This window comes from Streptomyces sp. Q2, assembly GCF_056820935.1.
On record NZ_JBXEJE010000003.1, the window covers coordinates 242,341 to 260,188 of the forward strand.

Annotated in this window: 19 protein-coding genes; 11 read left to right on the top strand and 8 right to left on the bottom strand. The window is 69.4% G+C overall.

Features of this window, described 5'->3' with window-relative positions:
* Positions 1–96 precede the first annotated feature (96 nt).
* Complete coding sequence (locus ACWBNA_RS05455; RefSeq protein ID WP_482702845.1) at positions 97–576, top strand: hypothetical protein; 480 nt, start codon at positions 97–99, stop codon at positions 574–576.
* A gap of 174 nt (positions 577–750) precedes the next feature.
* On the opposite strand, the gene ACWBNA_RS05460 is transcribed toward ACWBNA_RS05455, so the two are convergent.
* Complete coding sequence (locus tag ACWBNA_RS05460) at positions 751–885, bottom strand: hypothetical protein (protein ID WP_482702847.1); 135 nt, start codon at positions 883–885, stop codon at positions 751–753.
* Positions 886–1,084: 199 nt separating this feature from the next.
* Complete coding sequence (locus ACWBNA_RS05465) at positions 1,085–1,927, bottom strand: hypothetical protein (RefSeq protein WP_482702849.1); 843 nt, start codon at positions 1,925–1,927, stop codon at positions 1,085–1,087.
* A 614-nt stretch (positions 1,928–2,541) separates the two neighbouring features.
* Here ACWBNA_RS05465 and ACWBNA_RS05470 point away from each other — a divergent pair.
* Positions 2,542–3,384 carry an IS5 family transposase gene (locus ACWBNA_RS05470; protein WP_482702851.1) on the top strand — a complete coding sequence of 281 codons (843 nt, stop codon included), beginning with the start codon at positions 2,542–2,544 and terminating at the stop codon, positions 3,382–3,384.
* A 70-nt stretch (positions 3,385–3,454) separates the two neighbouring features.
* Here ACWBNA_RS05470 and ACWBNA_RS05475 read toward each other — a convergent pair whose 3' ends face one another.
* The gene (locus ACWBNA_RS05475; protein ID WP_099946741.1) at positions 3,455–3,823 is read right to left on the bottom strand and encodes a MerR family transcriptional regulator; all 369 of its coding nucleotides are present in this window, start codon (positions 3,821–3,823) and stop codon (positions 3,455–3,457) included.
* Between the two features lie 117 nt (positions 3,824–3,940).
* On the opposite strand from ACWBNA_RS05475, the gene ACWBNA_RS05480 reads away from it, so the two are divergent.
* The 3 genes from ACWBNA_RS05480 (at position 3,941) to ACWBNA_RS05490 (ending at position 5,891) form a co-directional block, all read left to right on the top strand.
* On the top strand, positions 3,941–4,744 hold the full coding sequence (locus tag ACWBNA_RS05480; RefSeq protein WP_482702853.1) for an SDR family oxidoreductase: 804 nt from the start codon (positions 3,941–3,943) through the stop codon (positions 4,742–4,744).
* A gap of 252 nt (positions 4,745–4,996) precedes the next feature.
* Positions 4,997–5,386 carry a VOC family protein gene (locus ACWBNA_RS05485; protein ID WP_482702855.1) on the top strand — a complete coding sequence of 130 codons (390 nt, stop codon included), beginning with the start codon at positions 4,997–4,999 and terminating at the stop codon, positions 5,384–5,386.
* 244 nt (positions 5,387–5,630) lie between these two features.
* A complete protein-coding gene (locus ACWBNA_RS05490; protein ID WP_217238459.1) occupies positions 5,631–5,891 on the top strand; it encodes a hypothetical protein in 261 nt (86 codons plus the stop codon).
* 191 nt (positions 5,892–6,082) lie between these two features.
* Here the strand turns inward: ACWBNA_RS05490 and ACWBNA_RS05495 are convergent, their stop codons facing one another.
* Positions 6,083–7,303, bottom strand: a complete 1,221-nt coding sequence (locus tag ACWBNA_RS05495) for an MFS transporter (RefSeq protein ID WP_482702857.1) — start codon at positions 7,301–7,303, stop codon at positions 6,083–6,085.
* A 68-nt stretch (positions 7,304–7,371) separates the two neighbouring features.
* On the opposite strand from ACWBNA_RS05495, the gene ACWBNA_RS05500 reads away from it, so the two are divergent.
* On the top strand, positions 7,372–8,394 hold the full coding sequence (locus ACWBNA_RS05500; protein ID WP_482702859.1) for an ArsR/SmtB family transcription factor: 1,023 nt from the start codon (positions 7,372–7,374) through the stop codon (positions 8,392–8,394).
* Positions 8,395–8,593: 199 nt separating this feature from the next.
* On the opposite strand, the gene ACWBNA_RS05505 is transcribed toward ACWBNA_RS05500, so the two are convergent.
* The gene (locus ACWBNA_RS05505) at positions 8,594–9,928 is read right to left on the bottom strand and encodes a Dyp-type peroxidase (protein ID WP_482702861.1); all 1,335 of its coding nucleotides are present in this window, start codon (positions 9,926–9,928) and stop codon (positions 8,594–8,596) included.
* An 11-nt stretch (positions 9,929–9,939) separates the two neighbouring features.
* Complete coding sequence (locus tag ACWBNA_RS05510; protein ID WP_482702863.1) at positions 9,940–10,548, bottom strand: hypothetical protein; 609 nt, start codon at positions 10,546–10,548, stop codon at positions 9,940–9,942.
* A 300-nt stretch (positions 10,549–10,848) separates the two neighbouring features.
* On the opposite strand from ACWBNA_RS05510, the gene ACWBNA_RS05515 reads away from it, so the two are divergent.
* From ACWBNA_RS05515 to ACWBNA_RS05530, 4 genes are all read left to right on the top strand, one after another.
* Positions 10,849–12,024 (top strand): DUF4331 family protein, encoded by a 1,176-nt coding sequence (locus ACWBNA_RS05515; RefSeq protein ID WP_482702865.1) that lies wholly within the window; start codon positions 10,849–10,851, stop codon positions 12,022–12,024.
* Positions 12,021–13,088, top strand: coding sequence for a tetratricopeptide repeat protein (locus ACWBNA_RS05520; RefSeq protein ID WP_482702867.1), 1,068 nt, complete (start codon positions 12,021–12,023; stop codon positions 13,086–13,088). Before ACWBNA_RS05515 ends, ACWBNA_RS05520 begins: the two co-directional genes overlap by 4 nt.
* A gap of 170 nt (positions 13,089–13,258) precedes the next feature.
* The gene (locus ACWBNA_RS05525; protein ID WP_482702869.1) at positions 13,259–13,726 is read left to right on the top strand and encodes an SRPBCC family protein; all 468 of its coding nucleotides are present in this window, start codon (positions 13,259–13,261) and stop codon (positions 13,724–13,726) included.
* A gap of 172 nt (positions 13,727–13,898) precedes the next feature.
* Entirely contained in the window at positions 13,899–14,864 is a 966-nt protein-coding gene (locus ACWBNA_RS05530) for a YihY/virulence factor BrkB family protein (RefSeq protein ID WP_482702871.1), read from the top strand.
* A gap of 40 nt (positions 14,865–14,904) precedes the next feature.
* Here the strand turns inward: ACWBNA_RS05530 and ACWBNA_RS05535 are convergent, their stop codons facing one another.
* Both ACWBNA_RS05535 and ACWBNA_RS05540 read right to left on the bottom strand, forming a co-directional pair.
* Positions 14,905–16,272: a pyridoxal phosphate-dependent decarboxylase family protein gene (locus tag ACWBNA_RS05535; protein ID WP_482702873.1), complete on the bottom strand. Its 1,368-nt coding sequence runs from the start codon at positions 16,270–16,272 to the stop codon at positions 14,905–14,907.
* A 69-nt stretch (positions 16,273–16,341) separates the two neighbouring features.
* Positions 16,342–17,241: an NAD(P)-dependent oxidoreductase gene (locus ACWBNA_RS05540; RefSeq protein WP_482702875.1), complete on the bottom strand. Its 900-nt coding sequence runs from the start codon at positions 17,239–17,241 to the stop codon at positions 16,342–16,344.
* Positions 17,242–17,362: 121 nt separating this feature from the next.
* Here ACWBNA_RS05540 and ACWBNA_RS05545 point away from each other — a divergent pair, with 121 nt between their 5' ends.
* Positions 17,363–17,740, top strand: a complete 378-nt coding sequence (locus tag ACWBNA_RS05545; protein ID WP_482702877.1) for a winged helix-turn-helix transcriptional regulator — start codon at positions 17,363–17,365, stop codon at positions 17,738–17,740.
* The last annotated feature ends 108 nt before the right edge of the window (positions 17,741–17,848 follow it).

The following is a 17,848-nucleotide window of genomic DNA, read 5'->3' on the forward strand; positions in this document are numbered from 1 at the left end:
TGTGAGTGGGTCGGCGTTTGCCGGCGCGCTCGGCGTCGACCGGATCGGTATGCCCATCAGTAAGACCTCGCCGAAGTCTCCTGAGTACAAGAACTCATGCGCGAGGTCATTCGTCTTGGTCAGACTGTGGTGTCCATGACGGATCAAGAAGGAGCGAACGTGGGACGGATGAGGACAGTTCTGGCCGCGACGGCACTGGCGGCGTCAGGGCTGACGGGTGTGGGGGCGGCGCCTGCCGCCGCATCGAACGATGTCTTACTGCCCCACCCTGGCCCCGAGGGCTTGGTGTGGGTGGAGGAACGCACGGGAGATGGCGGTCTCGTGTCGGGGGGCGCGTGGGAAGGGCTGCCGACCGTACTCACCGTGGCCTGCGAGGGTGGCGGCAACGTGCGGGTGACGATGGAGTCGCAGCAAGGGGAAGTTGCCGCGTTCTCGGTCGATTGCCCGGCCGGAGATGCCGGGGTGGGTTCGGTAACCATGGCGGCCGGCGTGGTTCGGCCGGGATCCTTCTCTGTGGCTGTCGACGCTTCTACCGACTCGATTCGGTGGGCGCTGACCGTGACACAGCCGGAGTAGCCCTCTGCCGACGCGTGGTCACCGGCCGGCAGGCGGGTGACCACCCGAGTGAGGCGCGCAGTGACGGTTCAGTTGCTGGCCCGTGATGAACACTCTGCGTAGGTGTCATACATATGCCTGTATGTCGATCCGCACGTTCTCGAAGTTGCGTTCGGCCAGGTCCCGCGGGTGGATCTACCAGGATGCGGCGCAGCTGAGGGGAGTATCCACGAACGTGTAGTCCGCGTGGGCCAGCATGATGAACCGCCGGAAGGCCGGGACCTTCAACGGCATGCTGATCAACGTCATCGAGTCAGCAGCGGTTTTCATGGTCTCCCTTGCGCTCGGCGCGGTGAGCACCCTGATGCAGGAGTGCACCGAGGGGAGAGCGCACCATCCCGCGCTCCTCAGGTGCCTGGGCGGTGACTCTCCCGCGTGTACTCGGGCCCGGTCCAAGTGGCCATCCACGCCACGTTCGCTCCGGGCGGTTTGCGACGATGGCAGGCCGGACCGGGCTCCCGGTCCCTCTTTAGTTGGCGCGCCAGGTCAACGTCTTCGCGCCTTTGCCCTCTCCCTGGAACGACACCATCGCCGGCTTGTCGCCCTTCGGGAGCAGGTGGACCGTGCACAGGGTGAGCGCCGACTTCGGCTCCAGGCGCGTGTTGGGGACGCTGCCCCGGCATTCGTCGATGCCCTCGCCCTCCGAGGTGTTGGAGAAGGAGAGGTCGAGCAGCGTCAAGGGCTGCACATCGCGGCCTCCGGCGCTGCGCAGGTTGACGCCGTCGTCCATGGTCGGCAGGAGCTTCTCCGTGCCGGCGTTGCGGTACGCCAAGGTCACGTACCAGGGCACCATGTTCTTCTGGGAGTCGCTCAGTTCGTAGTCTCCCAGGTCCTTGAGGCTCCCGGCGCGCACGCTCTTCGGGGTGACGCGGATCGGCACCGCGCCGCCCTTGGTGGTGGCGTTCTCGTACGTCGAGTCGGCGGTCGTGCCCGCGGCCAGCAACCGGCCCCCGTCGTCATCGCCCTTGCCGTCGCCGACCTTCCACAGAAGGGTGTCGCCCGCCTCGTCGGCGTACGCCACCGTGGCGGGCTCGTGCCCCTTGGGCACCATCACCAGCCGGCACACCGTGGCCGTGGCGCCGGCCGCCACGGAGGCGGGGCCTGCCTTGTCACAGTTGTCGGGGAGGGACGAACTAGACTCGGTGGAAAGGGAGTTGGAGTTCCACAAGGAGACCGCCCTGCCGGGCGTTCCGTCCGCGAGGGTGACCGTGAAGTTCGCCTCCGGGTCCGGCTGTTCCAGGGGCGCCGAGCCGGTGTTCGTGTAAGCGACGGTCAGGTAGTACGGGACCATCCCCTTCAGGTCCGCGTCCACCTGTACATCTTCCAGGTCTGCCGCCGTGCCGCGCGCAAGCCGGCTGGGCGCGAGCCTCAGCTCGTGCGTCGCGTCCCGGTCGGACCAGGTCGCCTTCCGCGCCGTCGACTCTATGGGCAGCGCCGTGGCGGCTTTGCTCGTTCCCTTGCCGGAACCCGAGCCCGTCCCCCCATCGGAACCGGCAGAGTCCGAGCCGCCCGACCCGCACGCCGTGACGACCAGCGCAAGCATCCCAGTCCCCGCGATACCGGCCATTGTTCTGCGCGTCCGCATGTGCATCCCCCTGGATTCTCGTTGTTCCGTTCGCAACGCGGTCACCCTACTTGCGCGGGGTTCGGCCTCGGACGTGGGGCAGTGCGCTGATCGTGCGTCAGGCTACGGCGGCAGCCGCGGCGATGGCGTTCGGACTCGCGCTCCGGGGATCCGCGGCATTCGCAACAGCACCCGCGCCACGGGCGGCGGCCACCTGATCGGCGATGTACTCCCCGGTGGCAGCGGGCTAAGAGAGCCCGGCGGTAGGTGTGGCGAATGGCCGTGTGACGACCCGGAGGCAAGACAGGCACGAGCCTGGGTGATCATGGAGTTCTTGACGCTCAGTGATCACCGGAGGGCTCGTGCCTGTCCTGCCATCATGCCTGCTCGAACCCCTGTGGGCCCAGTTCGCAGCGCTGCTGCCCGAGCATGTCGATACCCATCCGCTCGGCTGCCACAACCCGCGCATCCCGGACCGGATTGTCTTCGAGCGCGTCATCGCCGCCCTGGTGCACGGCTCCGGATACGAGCGGATCGCCGACCGCCAGTGCTCCGACCGCACCATCCGACGCCGCGTCAAGTACTGGTCACAGCTGGGCATGGCCGAGCAGGTCCACGGGCTGGCCGTGCAGGCGTACGACCGCATGATCGGCCTCCAACTCCATGAGCTGTCCGTCGACGGGTGCATCACCAAGGCTCCCTGCGGCGGCGAGAGAGCCGGACGCTCCCCGGTCGACCGGGGCAAGCAGGGCCTGAAGCGCTCAGTGGCCACCGAAGCCCGCGGCGTCCCGATCGGTCTCGTCTCGGCCGGGGCCAACCGTCATGACTCCCCGCTGCTCGTGCCCACCCTGGAGGCCGCGAAGAAGCAGATCGGTGTGTTTCCCGAGCAGGTCAACGTCAACTTGGACCGGGGCTACGACAGTGACAAGACCCGAGCCGCGCTCGAGGAACTGGGCTTCACCGGCGAGATCGCCCGCAAGGGCGTGCCCGCACCGATCCAGGCCGGCAAGAGGTGGGTCGTGGAGCGGAGCCACGCATGGACGAACGGCTTCGGCAAGCTCTGCCGCTGCACCGAGAAGCGCCAGTGCGCTGTGGACTTCTACCTCTACCTGTCCGCCGCAATCGTCACGCTCCGCATGCTCATCCGCCGCGCGACCCCGCTCTACCGCTGGGACGGACGGCCCACCACCAAGAGACTCAAGTGACGCCTGCTGACGGGCGTCCGTCTGCGTCGGGCGGACAAGCACTGCCGCACGCCTGGGGAAGGCGCGCTGCTCAACGAGGGCAGGGCCGGCCCGCGCTCCTGGCTGTGGAGGCTGTGGTGATGATGGCGTCGAGCCGGTCCCGGGTTTTCACCAGTGTGCTGACCTGCGTATCGATGCGGTCCCGCTCGGCCGACAGCCGGTCGAGCAGCGCGGGGGTCACGTCACCGGTCTCGACGCACGGCAGCAGTTCCAGGATCGCCCTGCTCGGCAGCCCTGCGGAGTACAGCTGCTGAATCAGCTGGACGCGGTCGACCGCGCTGTCCGGGTACTGCCGCTGGCCGCTGGGGCTGCGCGCCGAGGCCAGCAGGTCCTGCTCTTCGTAGTAGCGCAGTGCCCGCACGCTCACGCCCACCCTTGAGGCCAGCTCACCGATGCGCATCAACGCCCCCTCCATGACCTGGATCACATTCCTTGCCTCTGACGTCAACGTCAGGTTTTAGCGTAGCCCGTGAACAGCCCGGACAGGAATCACCTCACCACTGCCAGGAGACTCCCCATGAAGATCACCGGTTCCGTCGCCCTCGTCACCGGCGCCAACCGCGGCATCGGCAGGCACTTCGCCCAACAGCTCCTGCACCGGGGCGCCACCAAGGTCTACGCGACCGCGCGCACCCCCCACCTCGTCGACCTCCCCGGTGTGGAGGTACTGCGGCTCGACATCACCGATCCGGCTTCGGTCGCCGCCGCGGCGGGCGCCGCCTCGGACGTCACCCTCTTGATCAACAATGCCGGCGTCTTCACCCAGCAGAACCTCGTCACCGGGGACCCCGAGAAGATCCGGCTGGAGATGGACACCAACTACTTCGGCNTGATCAACAATGCCGGCGTCTTCACCCAGCAGAACCTCGTCACCGGGGACCCCGAGAAGATCCGGCTGGAGATGGACACCAACTACTTCGGCACCCTCAACGTGGTCCGGGCGTTCACTCCCGTCCTGGCCGCCAACGGCGGTGGGGCCATCCTCAACGTCCTGTCGGCGATGTCCTGGCTCGCCTACGACGGGGCCAACGCCTACAGCGCGTCGAAGGCGGCGGCGTGGAGCCTCACCAACGGCATCCGCCTCGAACTCGCGGGCCAGGGAACCGCGGTGACGGGCCTGCACCTGGCCAGCACCGGCACCGACATGATGGCCGGGTGGGACGTGGAGAAGAACGACCCCGCCGATGTCGTGCGCGCCGCCCTCGACGGTATCGAGGCCGGGAAGATGGAGATCCTCGCCGACAACAACAGCGTCCAGCTCAAGGCGGCCCTGTCCGCCGACCCGAGCGTGCTCTATCCGCAGGCGGTTCCCGCCGCCTGACCCTTCAGCAGCCGCCCGCCCGGCCAGGCTTCAGCCGACGTTCGAGAATCTACGGATCAGCCGGGCGCGGCCATGCGCACTCGTCACGCTCCGCACGCGTGTCCGCCGCGCTACCGCTGGGACGCCTACCCACCACCAGAAGACTCAAGTGACGCCTACCGCCGGGCTCTCTAAGATCTACGGCGACATCGCGTGTCGGTCACCGGCTGGGTGAGGCATGGAGGTGTCGGGAGATGCCTTCGGAGGCATTCCTTGTCAGTCCAGTTGAACCACACGATCGTCCACGCCCGGGACAACCGGGAGTCCGCGGAGTTCTTCGCGAACCTGCTCAGCCTTTCCATCACAGCCGAGTGGGGCCCGTTCATCGCGGTGGACCTGAGCAACGGCGTCACCTTGGACTTCGCCACGATCCCCGCAGACCGGATCACTCCCCAGCACTACGCCTTCCTGGTCTCGGAGGAGGAGTTCGACGCGGCGTACGCGCAGATCCAGCAGCGCGGCATCGAGCACTACGCCGACCCTCAGCGCAAGCAGCCCGGCACGGTCAACCACAACGACGGCGGCCGCGGCGTGTACTTCATGGACCCGGCGGGCCACGCCATGGAACTCATCACCGTGCCGTACGGCGGCTGGACCTCGTAAGCACACGCGCCAAGGGCAGCCCGCACCCCGCACGACGAATTCCAGGGTGCGGGCCCCTTGGCCCCTTGGCCCCTTGGCCCCTGCCAGTAGTCATGTGGGGCCATCGGGCCATCGACCGGCGACAAGCTCAGGGGCCACACCCGAAACCCCCGTCGGGCGATCTTACGAACGACCGCCTCCGGCCACGCTGCGAAAAAGCAGGGCAGGCTCAGCCATGACGGCCCCACTATGCGATCGTTCGCCCATGAGTAGCGACTACGACCGCATCCGCGCCGGCATCGAGTTCATGACCGCCTACGTGTCAGGAGATGACCTGCTGTCCGAGTACGTTGCCGAACGGCGACGCGAGGACCCCATGGCGACCGAGGCCCTCATGGACGGAACCGCGGCCCTGTGCGCGCAGCTGTTGCGCACGATGGCCCGGATGACCGGGAAGAGCGAGCACGACATCCTGCAAGAGCTTGCCCGTGGGACCCACCGGCATGAGCAGCAATCCGGCGACTGAGGTCCGCGCGAGCGATGGGCGGCGCGCCTGCCCGGCAGGACGCTGCTCCTGCCGGGCCACCCGGGGGTGGCGTGGACCGTCCAGAAGGATCCGGCCCTCCGGGCACTGGCGTTCGTCCAGTGGGTCGCCCACGTCAGCCCGCCGCACACGGTCGACACGGCCGGCTGTAGAGCCCGATCCGCGGGCAGACCCTAGTCCGTGGGGGCGGGTTCCGACACGGCGCCCGGACGGGCACCGGGGACGGCCGGCTGTCGTTCCTCTCGCCTGCCCAGCGCCGCGAGGGTCAGGGTCACGGTGACCGATCCGGCCGCCATCAGCGTCATCGCCGTTGCCGGGGAGGACAGTTGGGCCAGCGTGCCCGCGAGGACGGCACCGACGCCTTGCAGGGCGGCCATGCCGGTGGCGTGCAGGCCGAGGGCCTGGCCCGCGAGGTCGTCGGGGGTGAGGGACATCAGGCGTTCCTGCAGGACCAGGCTCGCGGCGAAGCCGACGGAGGCGACGGTGACGGCCACGGCCGACAGCGCCACTCCCGGCCGTAGGACGAAGAACAGGTAGGGAACCGCCAGCAGCAGGCGCAGCGGGGTCGCCAGACGGGGGCGCGCCGCGGGTGGTACGAGGCGGCCCACCGCCATGTCGCCCACGAACATGCCCAGTGCCCCGAACGCGTACAGCATGCCGGCGGCCGCGGGGGCGTAGGAGACGTAGAGCGAATCGCTGCCGACGATCAGGCCGTTGGGGACCCACAGGCCCAGGTACGTCAGGCGGCGGGGACGTGAGGACCACAGGAGGGCGTTGGTGCGCCAGGTCGCCGAGACGGACGGGCGGCCGGACGAGCGCGGCGGGCGGGCCGTGAGGCCCAGGCGGGTGACGAGGGCCGACATCACGTACAGCCCCGCCGCGAGGAGCAGGCAGGTCCGGGGGGACAGGAGCGCCAGCAGCGCGCCGCCCGTCGCGAATCCGGCCATCTGTGTCAGGCCCCAGAGCATGTTGAACACCGAACGGCCCAGGACATAGCCGTCCTTGGGCAGGATCTCGTTGAGCAGTCCCCCGCGCACTCCCCCGCCCAGCGACGCGACCAGGCCCTGCAGGAGTACGACGGCGAAGACCGCCCGGATGGGGAGGCCGGGCAGCGCCAGCACCGCCGTGCCGGCCGCGAAGGCGAGGGCGAGCGCGGACAGGGCCGCGCGCGGGGGCAGGCGGTCGGCGCCCGAGAGCAGGAACGCGCCCCCCAGCAACTGCGCCAGCTGCGGGCCGAACATGCTCACCGCCGACAGCAGCGGGGAGCCGGTGGCCCGGAACACCAGCGTGGCGAGGGCCAGGCCCCCGATCGTCTGGGCCGCGGCGAAAGCGGCGAACGAGAGCAGAAACGGGGTGAACTCCGGGGCGCGGAGCAGGGAGCGGTAGCTGCGCATGCGCCGAAGTATCGGAGCGTCCCAGGAGCCGTGTTTACTGTTTCGCCGACACGCGAAAGGTCGTACGCATGGGCTTGTGGCAGATCGACACCGACACCCTGGCCCGCAGTCGGTTCGTGCTCTCGCCGTTCGCCGAGACCTTCGCGAGCCTGAAACTGCTGCACGCGGGGACCGGCGCCCATCCGGGCGAGAAGACCTGGCTGCGCGCGCACCTGCCCGGCTACAGCGCGCGCCTCGCGGCCGACCCGGTGGCCGCGCTGCTCGTGCGGGCGGCACTCGGCACGTCCTGGATCGCCGACTTCTTCTGCCCCACCTCGTGCGAGGGGGAGAGCTTCGAGCAGACCGTGGCCCGGGTGCGGGCGGCCAGGGCCGAGGAGGCGAGGGCCAACCTCCTCGTGTCCCTCAGGAGCCCGCTCCCTGCCGCCCTGGAGCGGGACGACCTGCCCGAGCGGGCGGCCGCGCTCCTGACCTACGTGTGGGAGGAGACCGTACGGCCGTACTGGGAGCGGCGGCGGCGCGTCCTGGAGGCCGACATGGTCGCGCGGACCGCGCGGGTGGGCCAGAGCGGTTGGGCGGCCCTGCTGGACGAGCTGCGGCCGTGGACGCGGTGGCTCGGGGAGAACCGGTTCCAGGTCAACCCGCACGCGTATCCCCCGCGGGAGGTCGCCGCCGGGGCCGAGTTGCTGTTCATGCCGGTGACGACGGGGGCCGGGTGGGTCTCGTGGGAGGGACAGGAGCGCTACGCCGTCGTCTACCCGTGTCTCGGGGTGCTCGCCGAGGACCACGACCGGCGGCCCGTCCCGGCCGGGCTCGGCGCGCTCATCGGGACTGCGCGGGCCGGATTGCTGGTGCTGCTGGGGACTCCCATGAGTACGACGCAGTTGGTCGCCGTGACCGGGCAGGGACTGGGGTCGGTGGGGCGGCATCTGCGGGTGCTGTTGGACGCGGGGCTGGTCGAGCGGCGGCGGGCCGGGCGGTCGGTGTTGTACGTGCGGAGGGCGGCCGGGGAGGTACTGGTGGAGGCGTCGGGGGCCGGTGCCGGTGCCCGGGAGCCGGAACCGCATACCCCTCCCTCGGCCTCGGCCCCGTAAGCGTCGCAGACATCCCGCGTCAGGCAGGACCCAGCGCTCCCCTGTCCTTGCGCCTTGGGCTCGGGCAGGAGAAGGAGCCTCCGGTAGAACGCGACGTCGGTCTCCGGGGGGCGACAGCGGACCGCGTATCCATGCTTCGTACCGGGCACCGTGGAAGGTGTGGTGGCAGCGCCCGCCGACAGCCGTTCGATGGGGCGGGTCAGGTGCTCAGCCAGCGGATGGCGGACAGGCTCGGCATGAAGAAGTACTCGCCGCCGAGCAGGGTGTTGAAGGACTGGATGCCCTGCACCCTGCGGGGCGGGGTCCCGGGCACGGTGAAGTACGCGCCCTTGTCCTGCGACGAGATCATCGGGTCCTTCTCCTTGCCGAGGCCCACGAAGTTGCCGGAGCCGACCCACTCGCTCTGCAGGAACTCGACGTTGTCGATCGCACGGGCGCCCAGGGCGATGAAGTCCAGGCCGCGCGCCTGGCCGTCGTCCTTGAGCCGGTCCGTGGGCAGCGGACTGCCGTAGGAGGTGCCACGCCGGATGATCCGGCGGATGTTGACGTCGGTGAGCACCGTCAGTTTCGTGTCGCGCGGGTTCATCCGGCGGATGTGGGAGCCCAGCGGGGTGCGCAGCCCGCGCGGGTCGACGGCGTAGTCGAAGTCGTTGATCCGGTTCGGATCCCCGCCGATGGCCGGGTTGTCGCGTTCCGGGGCCAGGGCCAGTGGGGCGCCACTGCGCCAGCGTCCCACCAACTTGGCGGCCAGCAACTCGCGTTCGGCCTCGGTGGAGGCGTTGTCGTCCAGGAACCTGTTGAAGGCGGCGACGTGGGAGTGGTACTTGCGGAAGACCACGTACGTGCCGTTGCGGCCGAGGACGTCCGGAGCCGGCACGGGCAGCTGAAGACCCGTCTCGCTCGGGCGACCCAGGACGAACTCGCCGGCCCTGATCGGCCTCCCGTCGCCCGGCAGCGGCTCCGCCCCGCTCCCCTCGACCACCGGCTGACTGAACCCGTCCCGGTAGCCGAACACATTGAACCCGTCGGCCGCGAAGTCCTGGTGCGACAGCAGCCGCACCCCGGGCACGTCACCCAACTTCTTCTCGTATGCCGCGACTTCGCGACGCCAGTCGTCCTCGCTCGCGGCGTAGACACTGACTGCGACATGCACGCGCGGGCTCCCGAACGGGAACTCCCAGCGCTCCGGCGCGTTCGGGCCGGTGTCTCGCAGCCGCTCGGCGCGGGCGGTCATCCCGGCACGGAAGTTGGCCGGGAAGGAGGCCAGGGACTCCTGCGGCACGCCCAGCGCCACCAGTCCTTGGCAGCTGAGGGCGAGGGCCAGCCAGGACGCCTGCGGTTCGTCCCAGCGGTCCGCCGAGGTCACCCGCGGCGCCAGCCGGCGCAGCAGGTCCTTGCCCGCGGCCGGCTCGGTGATCTCCAGGATCGCGTGGGTGCCGAAGTAGGGCTCGGGCCGGGCCCGCAGCAAGGTCGCCTGGATGTCGCCAAGATCCAGGGTGGGGGGTCGGCGCAGGCGCCGGAAGGGGGAGGGCATGGAGCGCTGCCTCAGTTGAGTTCGGTCAGGAAGGTCTGCAGCGCGGCGTCCTGCCGCTTGAGCCGGCCGGCCTCCGCGACGGTGAGGTGGGGATGGGCGACGAACCATGCCTCGGCCGGGATCTGGTACTTGACGATGAAGTCCTTCACGTCGGGCGAGGCGATGCCGGGCCAGCCCTCGACGTTGTTGAACATGTAGTCCATCATCTCGGGGATCTTGGTCGCGAAGTCGTCGATGTACGGGTCCCACTCGCCGTCGAAGGCGGTCGCGAACAGCAGCTTCGTGTCGTCGTCGAGGAACACGAACCGCATGTTGTGCAGCGTGCCGACCTGGCCGGCGCCGGCCAGGTTTCCGCCCAGCAGCCTGAAGAACTTCCGCAGCCGCTCGGCGCCGTTCGGCTTGAGCGGCAGGATCGTCGTCAGCTCGGACACCTCGCCGCTCTTGGCGCCGACGTGCCCGGCCGTCGTGACGGCGTGCTCGGCCATGTCCTCCTTGTCGGCCAGAATCTCGGCGACACGGAGCTTGAGCGCGATCTTGGCGTCCGCCAACGCGGAGTCGACCTTCTCGCGGACGGCCTCGGGCAGCTCGTGGAACCTCGCGTGCAGATCCTTCTCGCTCATGGCACCTCTCCTTGGAGTCTCGCGCCCCCCTTGCGGGCCGGCGCGGTGCGGCAGCTCGAACAAGCCAGGCCGATGCGGTTACGGGACATTGCGCATACGCCACACACCAGGTTTTTCCAGCCTGCGCGCAGTTTGACTGGGCCCACCATCTGAGCATTTCCACATAACTGATTACATCATCAGTTTGCTGTTTACGGTTTGTCAACGCACCCCCTTCGCATTCCGCCGCATGCCGTTCCGGCTGTGAGTTCCCTTGCCTCAAAAAGGGCTCGTCCTGCCTCCCACCCCAAGGAGTCCTCGATGGCGGATCACTTCTCCGGACCGCGCATCCTCTTCGATCCCGCGTCCGACGTCACCGACGTCTTCGCCTTCCCCAGCCCGGACCGGCCCGGCCGACTGGTGATCGTCCTCGACATGTTCCCGGCCGCCGCTCCCACGGCGCTGTTCTCCGACGCGATCACCTACCGCCTGCGGGGCCGGCCGGTCGCGCGGGCGGCCGAGGGGGCCGCGTTCACCGTCGGCGACACCAAGTACGCATTCGACTTCACCTTCGCCGCTCCCGGCCAGGTCCCCGGCGGCGACGAACCGTTGCAGACAGGCACCTGCACGGCGCCGAACGGCGACCATGTCCTCTTCCCCGTCGGCGACGAGGCGCCCACCGAGGCAGCGGGGCTGAGGATCTTCGCCGGGCCACGGCTCGACCCGTTCTTCATGAACCTCGCGGGCGTCGTGGCCACGGAAGCCACGGAGAAACTGGCTTTCCAGCCCGACGCGGCCAACCCCGTGCATGGCATGAACGTTCTGAGCATCGTCATCGAGGTCGACACCGAGGCGGTGTTCGGCCCGGACAGCGGCCCCCTGTTCGGCATCGTGGGTGAGACCGTGACCTCCGGCGGACGCCCTGTCCGGCTGGAGCGCGTGGGCCGGCCGGAGATCAAGAACGTCATCCTCGCGAGCAAGAAGTTCGACCCCGTCAACAGCGACATCGACGTCCGCGACCTCTACAACGAGGAGGACGCCTTCGCCGTACGACAGGACTACGCCGGGGCCTACCGGGCGCGGTTCAACGCCAATCTGGCCTTCTTCGACCGCCTCGACGGTGAGACCGTCTGGCCGCTGGACGAGCAGGCCGCACACCCGCTGACCGAGCTGTTCCTGGCCGACTTCCTCGTCGTCGACGCCTCGAAGCCGTTCTCCGAGAACAGCTGCTTCGAGATCGAGACCGCTCTGCTCGCCGGACGCGAACACACCACCTGCGGCGGCCGGGCACCCAACGACGACATCGTGGACACCCTCTACACGCTTCTCGTGAACGGCGTCGACGGACCCCGCATCAGTGACGGCGTCGACCATGCGACCCAGCCGGCCACGCACGAGTTCCCCTACCTGGTGGCCCCGAACCCGAACCCGCCGGACATCATGACCTTGCTCGCCGCAGTGTCGGCGCCGCAGCAGCCGCAGGAGGAAGTCGCATGACGACCCGGCCCGTCCGTGACGACCACTGGCCGGTCACGACGAACGGCACCATAGCCCTGATCAACCTGTCGGCCCAGATCGACGGCCTGGCGGCACAACAGCGGCCGGGATCCGAATCCGCCACCCCCTTCGCCGTCGCACAGCAGGCGGTCCTGGTCGACCTGCTCACCCTGCGCGGCCATCTCCTGGGCCGCGTCACCGACTACGACCATGCCGCGCAGCTCGCCGACCGGCTCGTATGCGACGCGCCCGAGGACAGCATCGCCCTGCTGGCCCGAGCCCGATCAGGGGCGACCCTGCACCGGTTCGCCGAAGCCATGGCCGACCTCGACGCGGCGGGGCGCATGGGAGCGGCGCAGGCCACCCTGGACGGAGAACGGGCCGCGATCCTGCAGGCGGTGGGCTGTTACGCCGAAGCCCGGTCCTTGCTCACGAAAGCGGCCCCTCACCAGTCGGACCTCACGAGGCTGAGTGCCCTGGCCGTCTTCCATGCGGAACAGGGCGAGACCGACGAGGCGGAGCATGTGTTCCACGAGGCGCAGCGCAGCTACCGAGGTGTCTCACCCTTCCCTCTCGCCCAACTGGATTTCCGGCGCGGTGTGATGTGGCTGCGCCAGGGCGATCTGCCCACGGCCCGGGGGTGGTTCGAGGCAGCCCGGCGCCGGGTCCCGGGCTACGCCCCCGCGACCGGCCACCTCGCCGAGGTCGACCTCTCCCTGGGAGCCCTCGATGCCGCCATCGCCCACCTGCGCCCCCTGGTGGAGACGAGCGACGATCCCGAGTACACCTCCCATCTCGCGCTCGTCCTCCGGGTCGCGGGCCGGCACCAGGAGGCCCAGCAGTGGCGGGACCGTGCGGCGGAACGCTACGACCACCTGGTGCTACGTCACCCGGAGGCGTACGCCGACCACGCCGCCGACTTCTGGCTCATGGTGGGAGCGAACGTCGACCGAGGACTCCAACTGGCGCTGCAGAACCTGGTCATGCGTCAGACCACCCGCTCGTACGCCCTGGTCCGGCGAGCCCGCGCGGCAAGCAACCAGCCGGCACAGGACACGCCGTAGGAAGCGGCAACCCCGCGAAACATGGGAGCCGAGTCCCGCTTCGCGGAAAGCGGCCCTGTGTCGGAGCTGCGAGCCGAACCGGGGGCGAGCCGGCGCCGGAATCCGGCCTGACCACCGAACCACCGGTCGCCCGGGCCTCAGTGCAACCACTTCGGTCCTAGGATCGGACCATGAGCAGGATCGACCGCGCCAGCCAGGTGATCGCGGCACCACCGGCGACCGTCTACAGCGCCCTCCTCGACCGGGATTCGCTCGAGGCCTGGCTGCCGCCGGACGGTATGCGCGGGCGGCTGGAGCGGTGGGATCCCCGGCCTGGTGGCGGGTTCCGGATGGTCCTCACCTACCTCGACCCCGCCGACAGCCCTGGCAAGACCTCAGCTGCGACGGATGTCGTCGATGTCGCGTTCGCCGAGCTGGTGCCACCGGAGCGCGTGGTGCAGCGGGCGGTGTTCGAGGCCGATGATCCGTCGTACGCGGGCACCATGACGATGACCTGGTACCTCGCTGCCGCCGGCGACGGGACCGAGGTGACCGTCACCGCCACGGACGTGCCACCCGGCATCGACCAGGCGGTCCACGAAGCCGGGATGGCCTCCTCGCTGGCCAACCTGGCGTCGTACGTCGAAACGGCCCGCTGACCCGAACCGTACGTACGTGTACCTCCGGGACGCGAGTGACCGAAGATGGCTGCCCTGGACATTCAGCCCGTCCCGCGGCACATGCACAGGAGTACGTAGTACGCAGTCGGACAGGAAGGTTCACGGGGCAACCGGACAGGAAGCAACCGCACGACAAGGGAGCGTCCACGCCATGGGAACCGCTGTCCACGTCCCCCAGACCCGGGACATGATCGGAGAGGAACTCTCCGGAGACGAAGCGTTCACCGCGCTGCGCCACTACGGAGGCCTGCGGCTGCTGACCGACTCCTTCGCCCGGTTCCGTTACGCGGACGGCTTCACCAACGCCCGCGCGCTGGCATTCCAAGTGGTGCTCGGCCTGGTGCCGTGCACCGTGGCGCTCGTCGGGCTGGCCACCTCGGTGCACACGGAGGGCGTGGGCCGGATCATCGAGCTCACCCTCGGCCGGGTCGTGCCGGGTGCCAGCGCCGACATCGTCGAGGACGCTTTCGACGGCACCCGGCGCAGTGCCCAAGGCGACGTGTGGAGCACGCTCGCCCTCTGGCTCGGTCTGGCGTTCGCGCTGCTGAACCTGGCCTCGGCCATGGGGCAGATCGAGCGTGGCGCCAACCGCATCTACGGCATCGAGCGCGACCGTCCCTTCCCGCGCAAGTACGCCAGGGCACTGATCCTGGCCCTCTCGGCCGGTCTGCCCTTGGTTCTGGGCTTCGTCGTACTCGTCGCCGGCGAGGCCGTCGGCGACGCGGTCGCGGATTCCACCGGGCGGGAGGGCGGCGGACCCGCATGGTGGGGCGTGCTCGACATCCCGGTGGGACTTGCGCTGGCCTGGTTGGCGTCCGCCGTGATCTTCCGGTGGTCACCGCGTCGCGTGCAGCCGGGCTACACGTGGCTGGCCTTCGGCTCTGCCGTCCACCTCCTGCTGTGGGTGTCGGCCACATGGCTGCTCGCCCTGTATGTCGAAAAGAGCGGTGCCTTCGGCGCCGTGTACGGACCGCTCACCGCTTTCATCGCCCTGTTGCTGTGGGCCAACCTCACGGCCGTCGCGCTCTTCCTCGGCATCGCGTTCGCCGCCCAGCTCGAAGCGGCCCGCGCCGGCATCGAGTCGGCCGTGCATCCGGATCCCGGCCCGGGTGCGTGAAGTGTCTTCCGCACGTCCCCTCGAGACAGCGGCTTTCATATCAGGCACCGAGGGAGGCGCGCCTGATCGCGTCGAGGGCACGCGTCACGTCGTCGTCGGTCGTCGACCAGTTGCTCACCGAGATCCGCATGACACGGCGACCCTGCCAGGTGGAGCCGCTGATCCACGCCGTGCCGTCGTCGAGCAGCCGGGCGAGTACCCGTTCCGTGCGCTCGTCGTCGCCGAACTCGGCGCAGACCTGGGTGAACACCACGTCGTTGAGGACTGTCGCACCGTCGATCCCGGCGATGCCGGCGGCGAACGCGGAGGCGTGTCGGCACAGCCGCTCGACGAGGTCGGCCACACCTGATCGGCCGAGGGACCTGAGTGCTGCCCACACGGTGAAGGCCCGGCCGCGCCGGGAGAGCTCGGGGACCTTGTCGATGGGGTCGCCGTGTTCGTCCTGGATGAGGTAGTCACCGTGCAGGCCCATCGCCGCCCGCATCGCGGACTGGTCACGCACGACGGCGAGGCCGCAGTCGTAGGGGACGTTCAGGGTCTTGTGGGCATCCGTCGCCCAGGAGTCGGCGTTCGCGCAGCCCGACGTCAGATGGGCGTGGATCGGGGAGGCGGCGGCCCACAATCCGAAGGCGCCGTCGATGTGCACCCATGCGTTCGCGTCGCGTGCGGCCCGGATGGTCTCGACGAAGGGGTCGAAGGCGCCGGAGTGGATGTCTCCGGCCTGAAGGATCACGATCGTGGGGCTCTGGCCGCCGGCTGCCAGGGTGTGCCGCAGGGCGTCGGGCTCGATGCGACCTTGATCGTCCGCCTTCACCAGCTCGGGTCTGCCCAGTCCCAGGTAGCGCAGCGTCAGGTCGATGGCCATGTGGCGGGCCTCGCCGACGATGACGCGCACGGCCGGCCCGCCCGCGAGTCCGTCGCGGGCGACGTCCCGGCCGGCGCGCCGCAGCACCGCGTCGCGCCCGGCGGCGAGGCAGGTGAAGTTCGCCATCGTGGCACCCGTGGTGAAACCCACGGCGCTGTCGCTGGGCAGGCTGAGCACATCGAGCAGCCACGTGCTCGCGACGTCCTCCGCCGCCGTGTAGGCGGGCGAGACAGCACGCATCACACAGTTCTGATCCCAGGCACTGACCAGCCAGTCCGCGGCCAGCGCGGCCGGCTCGGTACCACCGACCACGAAGCCGTAGAAGCGGCCGCTGGGGAACGCGGTGAGCCCCGGCTCACAGGCCGTGGCCAGCAGGTCGACGACGTCGGCGGGCGCGCTGGGACCGTCGGGCAGCTCGGCACCGAGCGCGCGCACGATCTCGTCGACCGAGGCGCGGGCGGGAACGCGGCGGTCGGACAGGCTGGCCAGCCAGCTGACGGCATGGCCGTGTGCCTGTCGGAGCGCCGCCTCGCGCTCGTCCATACCTCGGACTATGGGACAGTCACCGCGGCCATGCAAGCCATGACGTGGTCGGCAGCTCCCCTGCCCTGATCACGAACGGCTGAGAGAAGCGGCCCGGCCCGGTTGCTTGATGCTCTCGATGATGCGGGCGAAGCCTTCCTCTCCATGGCCTGCATCAGTCTGCCGTTGGATGAGCCGCTGGACCATGGCGATCACCTCGGTGCTGACGCCCTGGTCGGAACTGGCGGCCAGGAGGTCACTGAGGTCGGAGAACCGCAGGCTCTGTTGCCCTTCGACGGTGTAGTCCCCGCCGTCGATGACTGCGGCGAATCCATGGAAGGCGCTGGTCATGGCAGTCAGCCAAGGCGTGGCCTGAGCGGCGAACTCGACCGCCGTCACCCCGGCCGGGGCGACCATGGCGGCGCCGTGCATGAATCCGGCGAACATGACGTACATCCCCGCGAGCAGGGCGAGGTCGTACAGGGACGCCAGTCCGGCATCCTCACCGAAGTAGGTGCTGGTTCCCCACACGTCGAGCAGCGGCTTGTACCGACTGAAGACCTCGGCCGATCCGCTGTAGAGGATCGAGGCTCCGGGCCCGCCGATCATGTGCGGTACGGCCATGATGCCGCCGTCCAGATACGCGATCCCGGCGTGGGCGGCCCAGGCGGCCAACTCCCGTGACTGGGCCGGGGACATCGTGGTCACGTTGACCAGGGTTCGTCCGGCCAGCTCGGTGAAAAGCGGGTCGAGCACCTCGTGGACCGACGCGTGGTCCAGCAGGCACGCGATCACCAACCGGCTGGAGCGGACCGCGTCGCCGGCCGTGGCAGCGGCTTCGGCGCCCTGCGCAACGAGGTCGTCCGCCTTCCCCGGTGAGCGGTTCCAGACCGTTGTCGGGTACCCGGCCTTCACCAGGGCGCCCGCGAGCGCACCGCCCATCGCCCCCAGCCCGAGCACACTCACCTGGACGCTGTTGTCGGTTGTCATGTTTGGGATTCCCCCTCGTGTTCGTCCTTCAACTGAATCCTCTTCGCCGCCGGTAGGGTTGACCAGTACGGACTAATTAGTGAGGTACTCACTCGCGGGTAAGCACGTCCAGGAGGGGCGGATGGCGACATCAGCACGACGTGGTCCCTATTTCTGCGGCATCGACGCGGCGATGGACGTGGTCGCCGGCAAGTGGAAGTCGCTGATCCTCTGGGAGTTGCACCACTACGGGACCCGCCGGTTCGCCGAGCTTCGACGCGGTCTGCCGGGCGTCAGCGAGAAGATGCTGATTCAGCATCTTCGGGAGATGGAAGATGACGGGCTCGTGCATCGTGAGGTGTACCGGGAAGTGCCACCGAAGGTCGAGTACTCGTTGACGGAGCACGGCGTCTCGCTCAACACGGCCCTGACCTCGTTGGGAGAATGGGGCACTGAGCGCATGCGGCGGATCGGGGCCGAGAAGGTCTCCGTCGACGTCGGCGGGACAGTCCGCCGCTAGAAGCGGATGTCCCGCGCGTAGGGGCGGCGGGAGCCGGGAAGCGGCGTCACCGTCCCCCGGCTTCCGGGACGAGTGCGACCGGACCTCTGGCCAACTACCTTTCTGCGC

Bases quoted from the DNA above. Each gene is read 5' to 3' on its own strand.
- ACWBNA_RS05455 (WP_482702845.1), top strand. From the start codon at position 97: ATGCGCGAGGTCATTCGTCTTGGTCAGACTGTGGTGTCCATGACGGAT.
- ACWBNA_RS05460 (WP_482702847.1), bottom strand. From the start codon at position 885: ATGAAAACCGCTGCTGACTCGATGACGTTGATCAGCATGCCGTTGAAG.
- ACWBNA_RS05475 (WP_099946741.1), bottom strand. From the start codon at position 3,823: ATGCGCATCGGTGAGCTGGCCTCAAGGGTGGGCGTGAGCGTGCGGGCA.
- ACWBNA_RS05490 (WP_217238459.1), top strand. From the start codon at position 5,631: ATGAGTAGCGACTACGACCGCATCCGCGCCGGCATCGAGTTCATGACC.
- ACWBNA_RS05495 (WP_482702857.1), bottom strand. From the start codon at position 7,303: ATGCGCAGCTACCGCTCCCTGCTCCGCGCCCCGGAGTTCACCCCGTTT.
- ACWBNA_RS05500 (WP_482702859.1), top strand. From the start codon at position 7,372: ATGGGCTTGTGGCAGATCGACACCGACACCCTGGCCCGCAGTCGGTTC.
- ACWBNA_RS05505 (WP_482702861.1), bottom strand. From the start codon at position 9,928: ATGCCCTCCCCCTTCCGGCGCCTGCGCCGACCCCCCACCCTGGATCTT.
- ACWBNA_RS05510 (WP_482702863.1), bottom strand. From the start codon at position 10,548: ATGAGCGAGAAGGATCTGCACGCGAGGTTCCACGAGCTGCCCGAGGCC.
- ACWBNA_RS05515 (WP_482702865.1), top strand. From the start codon at position 10,849: ATGGCGGATCACTTCTCCGGACCGCGCATCCTCTTCGATCCCGCGTCC.
- ACWBNA_RS05520 (WP_482702867.1), top strand. From the start codon at position 12,021: ATGACGACCCGGCCCGTCCGTGACGACCACTGGCCGGTCACGACGAAC.
- ACWBNA_RS05525 (WP_482702869.1), top strand. From the start codon at position 13,259: ATGAGCAGGATCGACCGCGCCAGCCAGGTGATCGCGGCACCACCGGCG.
- ACWBNA_RS05530 (WP_482702871.1), top strand. From the start codon at position 13,899: ATGGGAACCGCTGTCCACGTCCCCCAGACCCGGGACATGATCGGAGAG.
- ACWBNA_RS05535 (WP_482702873.1), bottom strand. From the start codon at position 16,272: ATGGACGAGCGCGAGGCGGCGCTCCGACAGGCACACGGCCATGCCGTC.
- ACWBNA_RS05540 (WP_482702875.1), bottom strand. From the start codon at position 17,241: ATGACAACCGACAACAGCGTCCAGGTGAGTGTGCTCGGGCTGGGGGCG.
- ACWBNA_RS05545 (WP_482702877.1), top strand. From the start codon at position 17,363: ATGGCGACATCAGCACGACGTGGTCCCTATTTCTGCGGCATCGACGCG.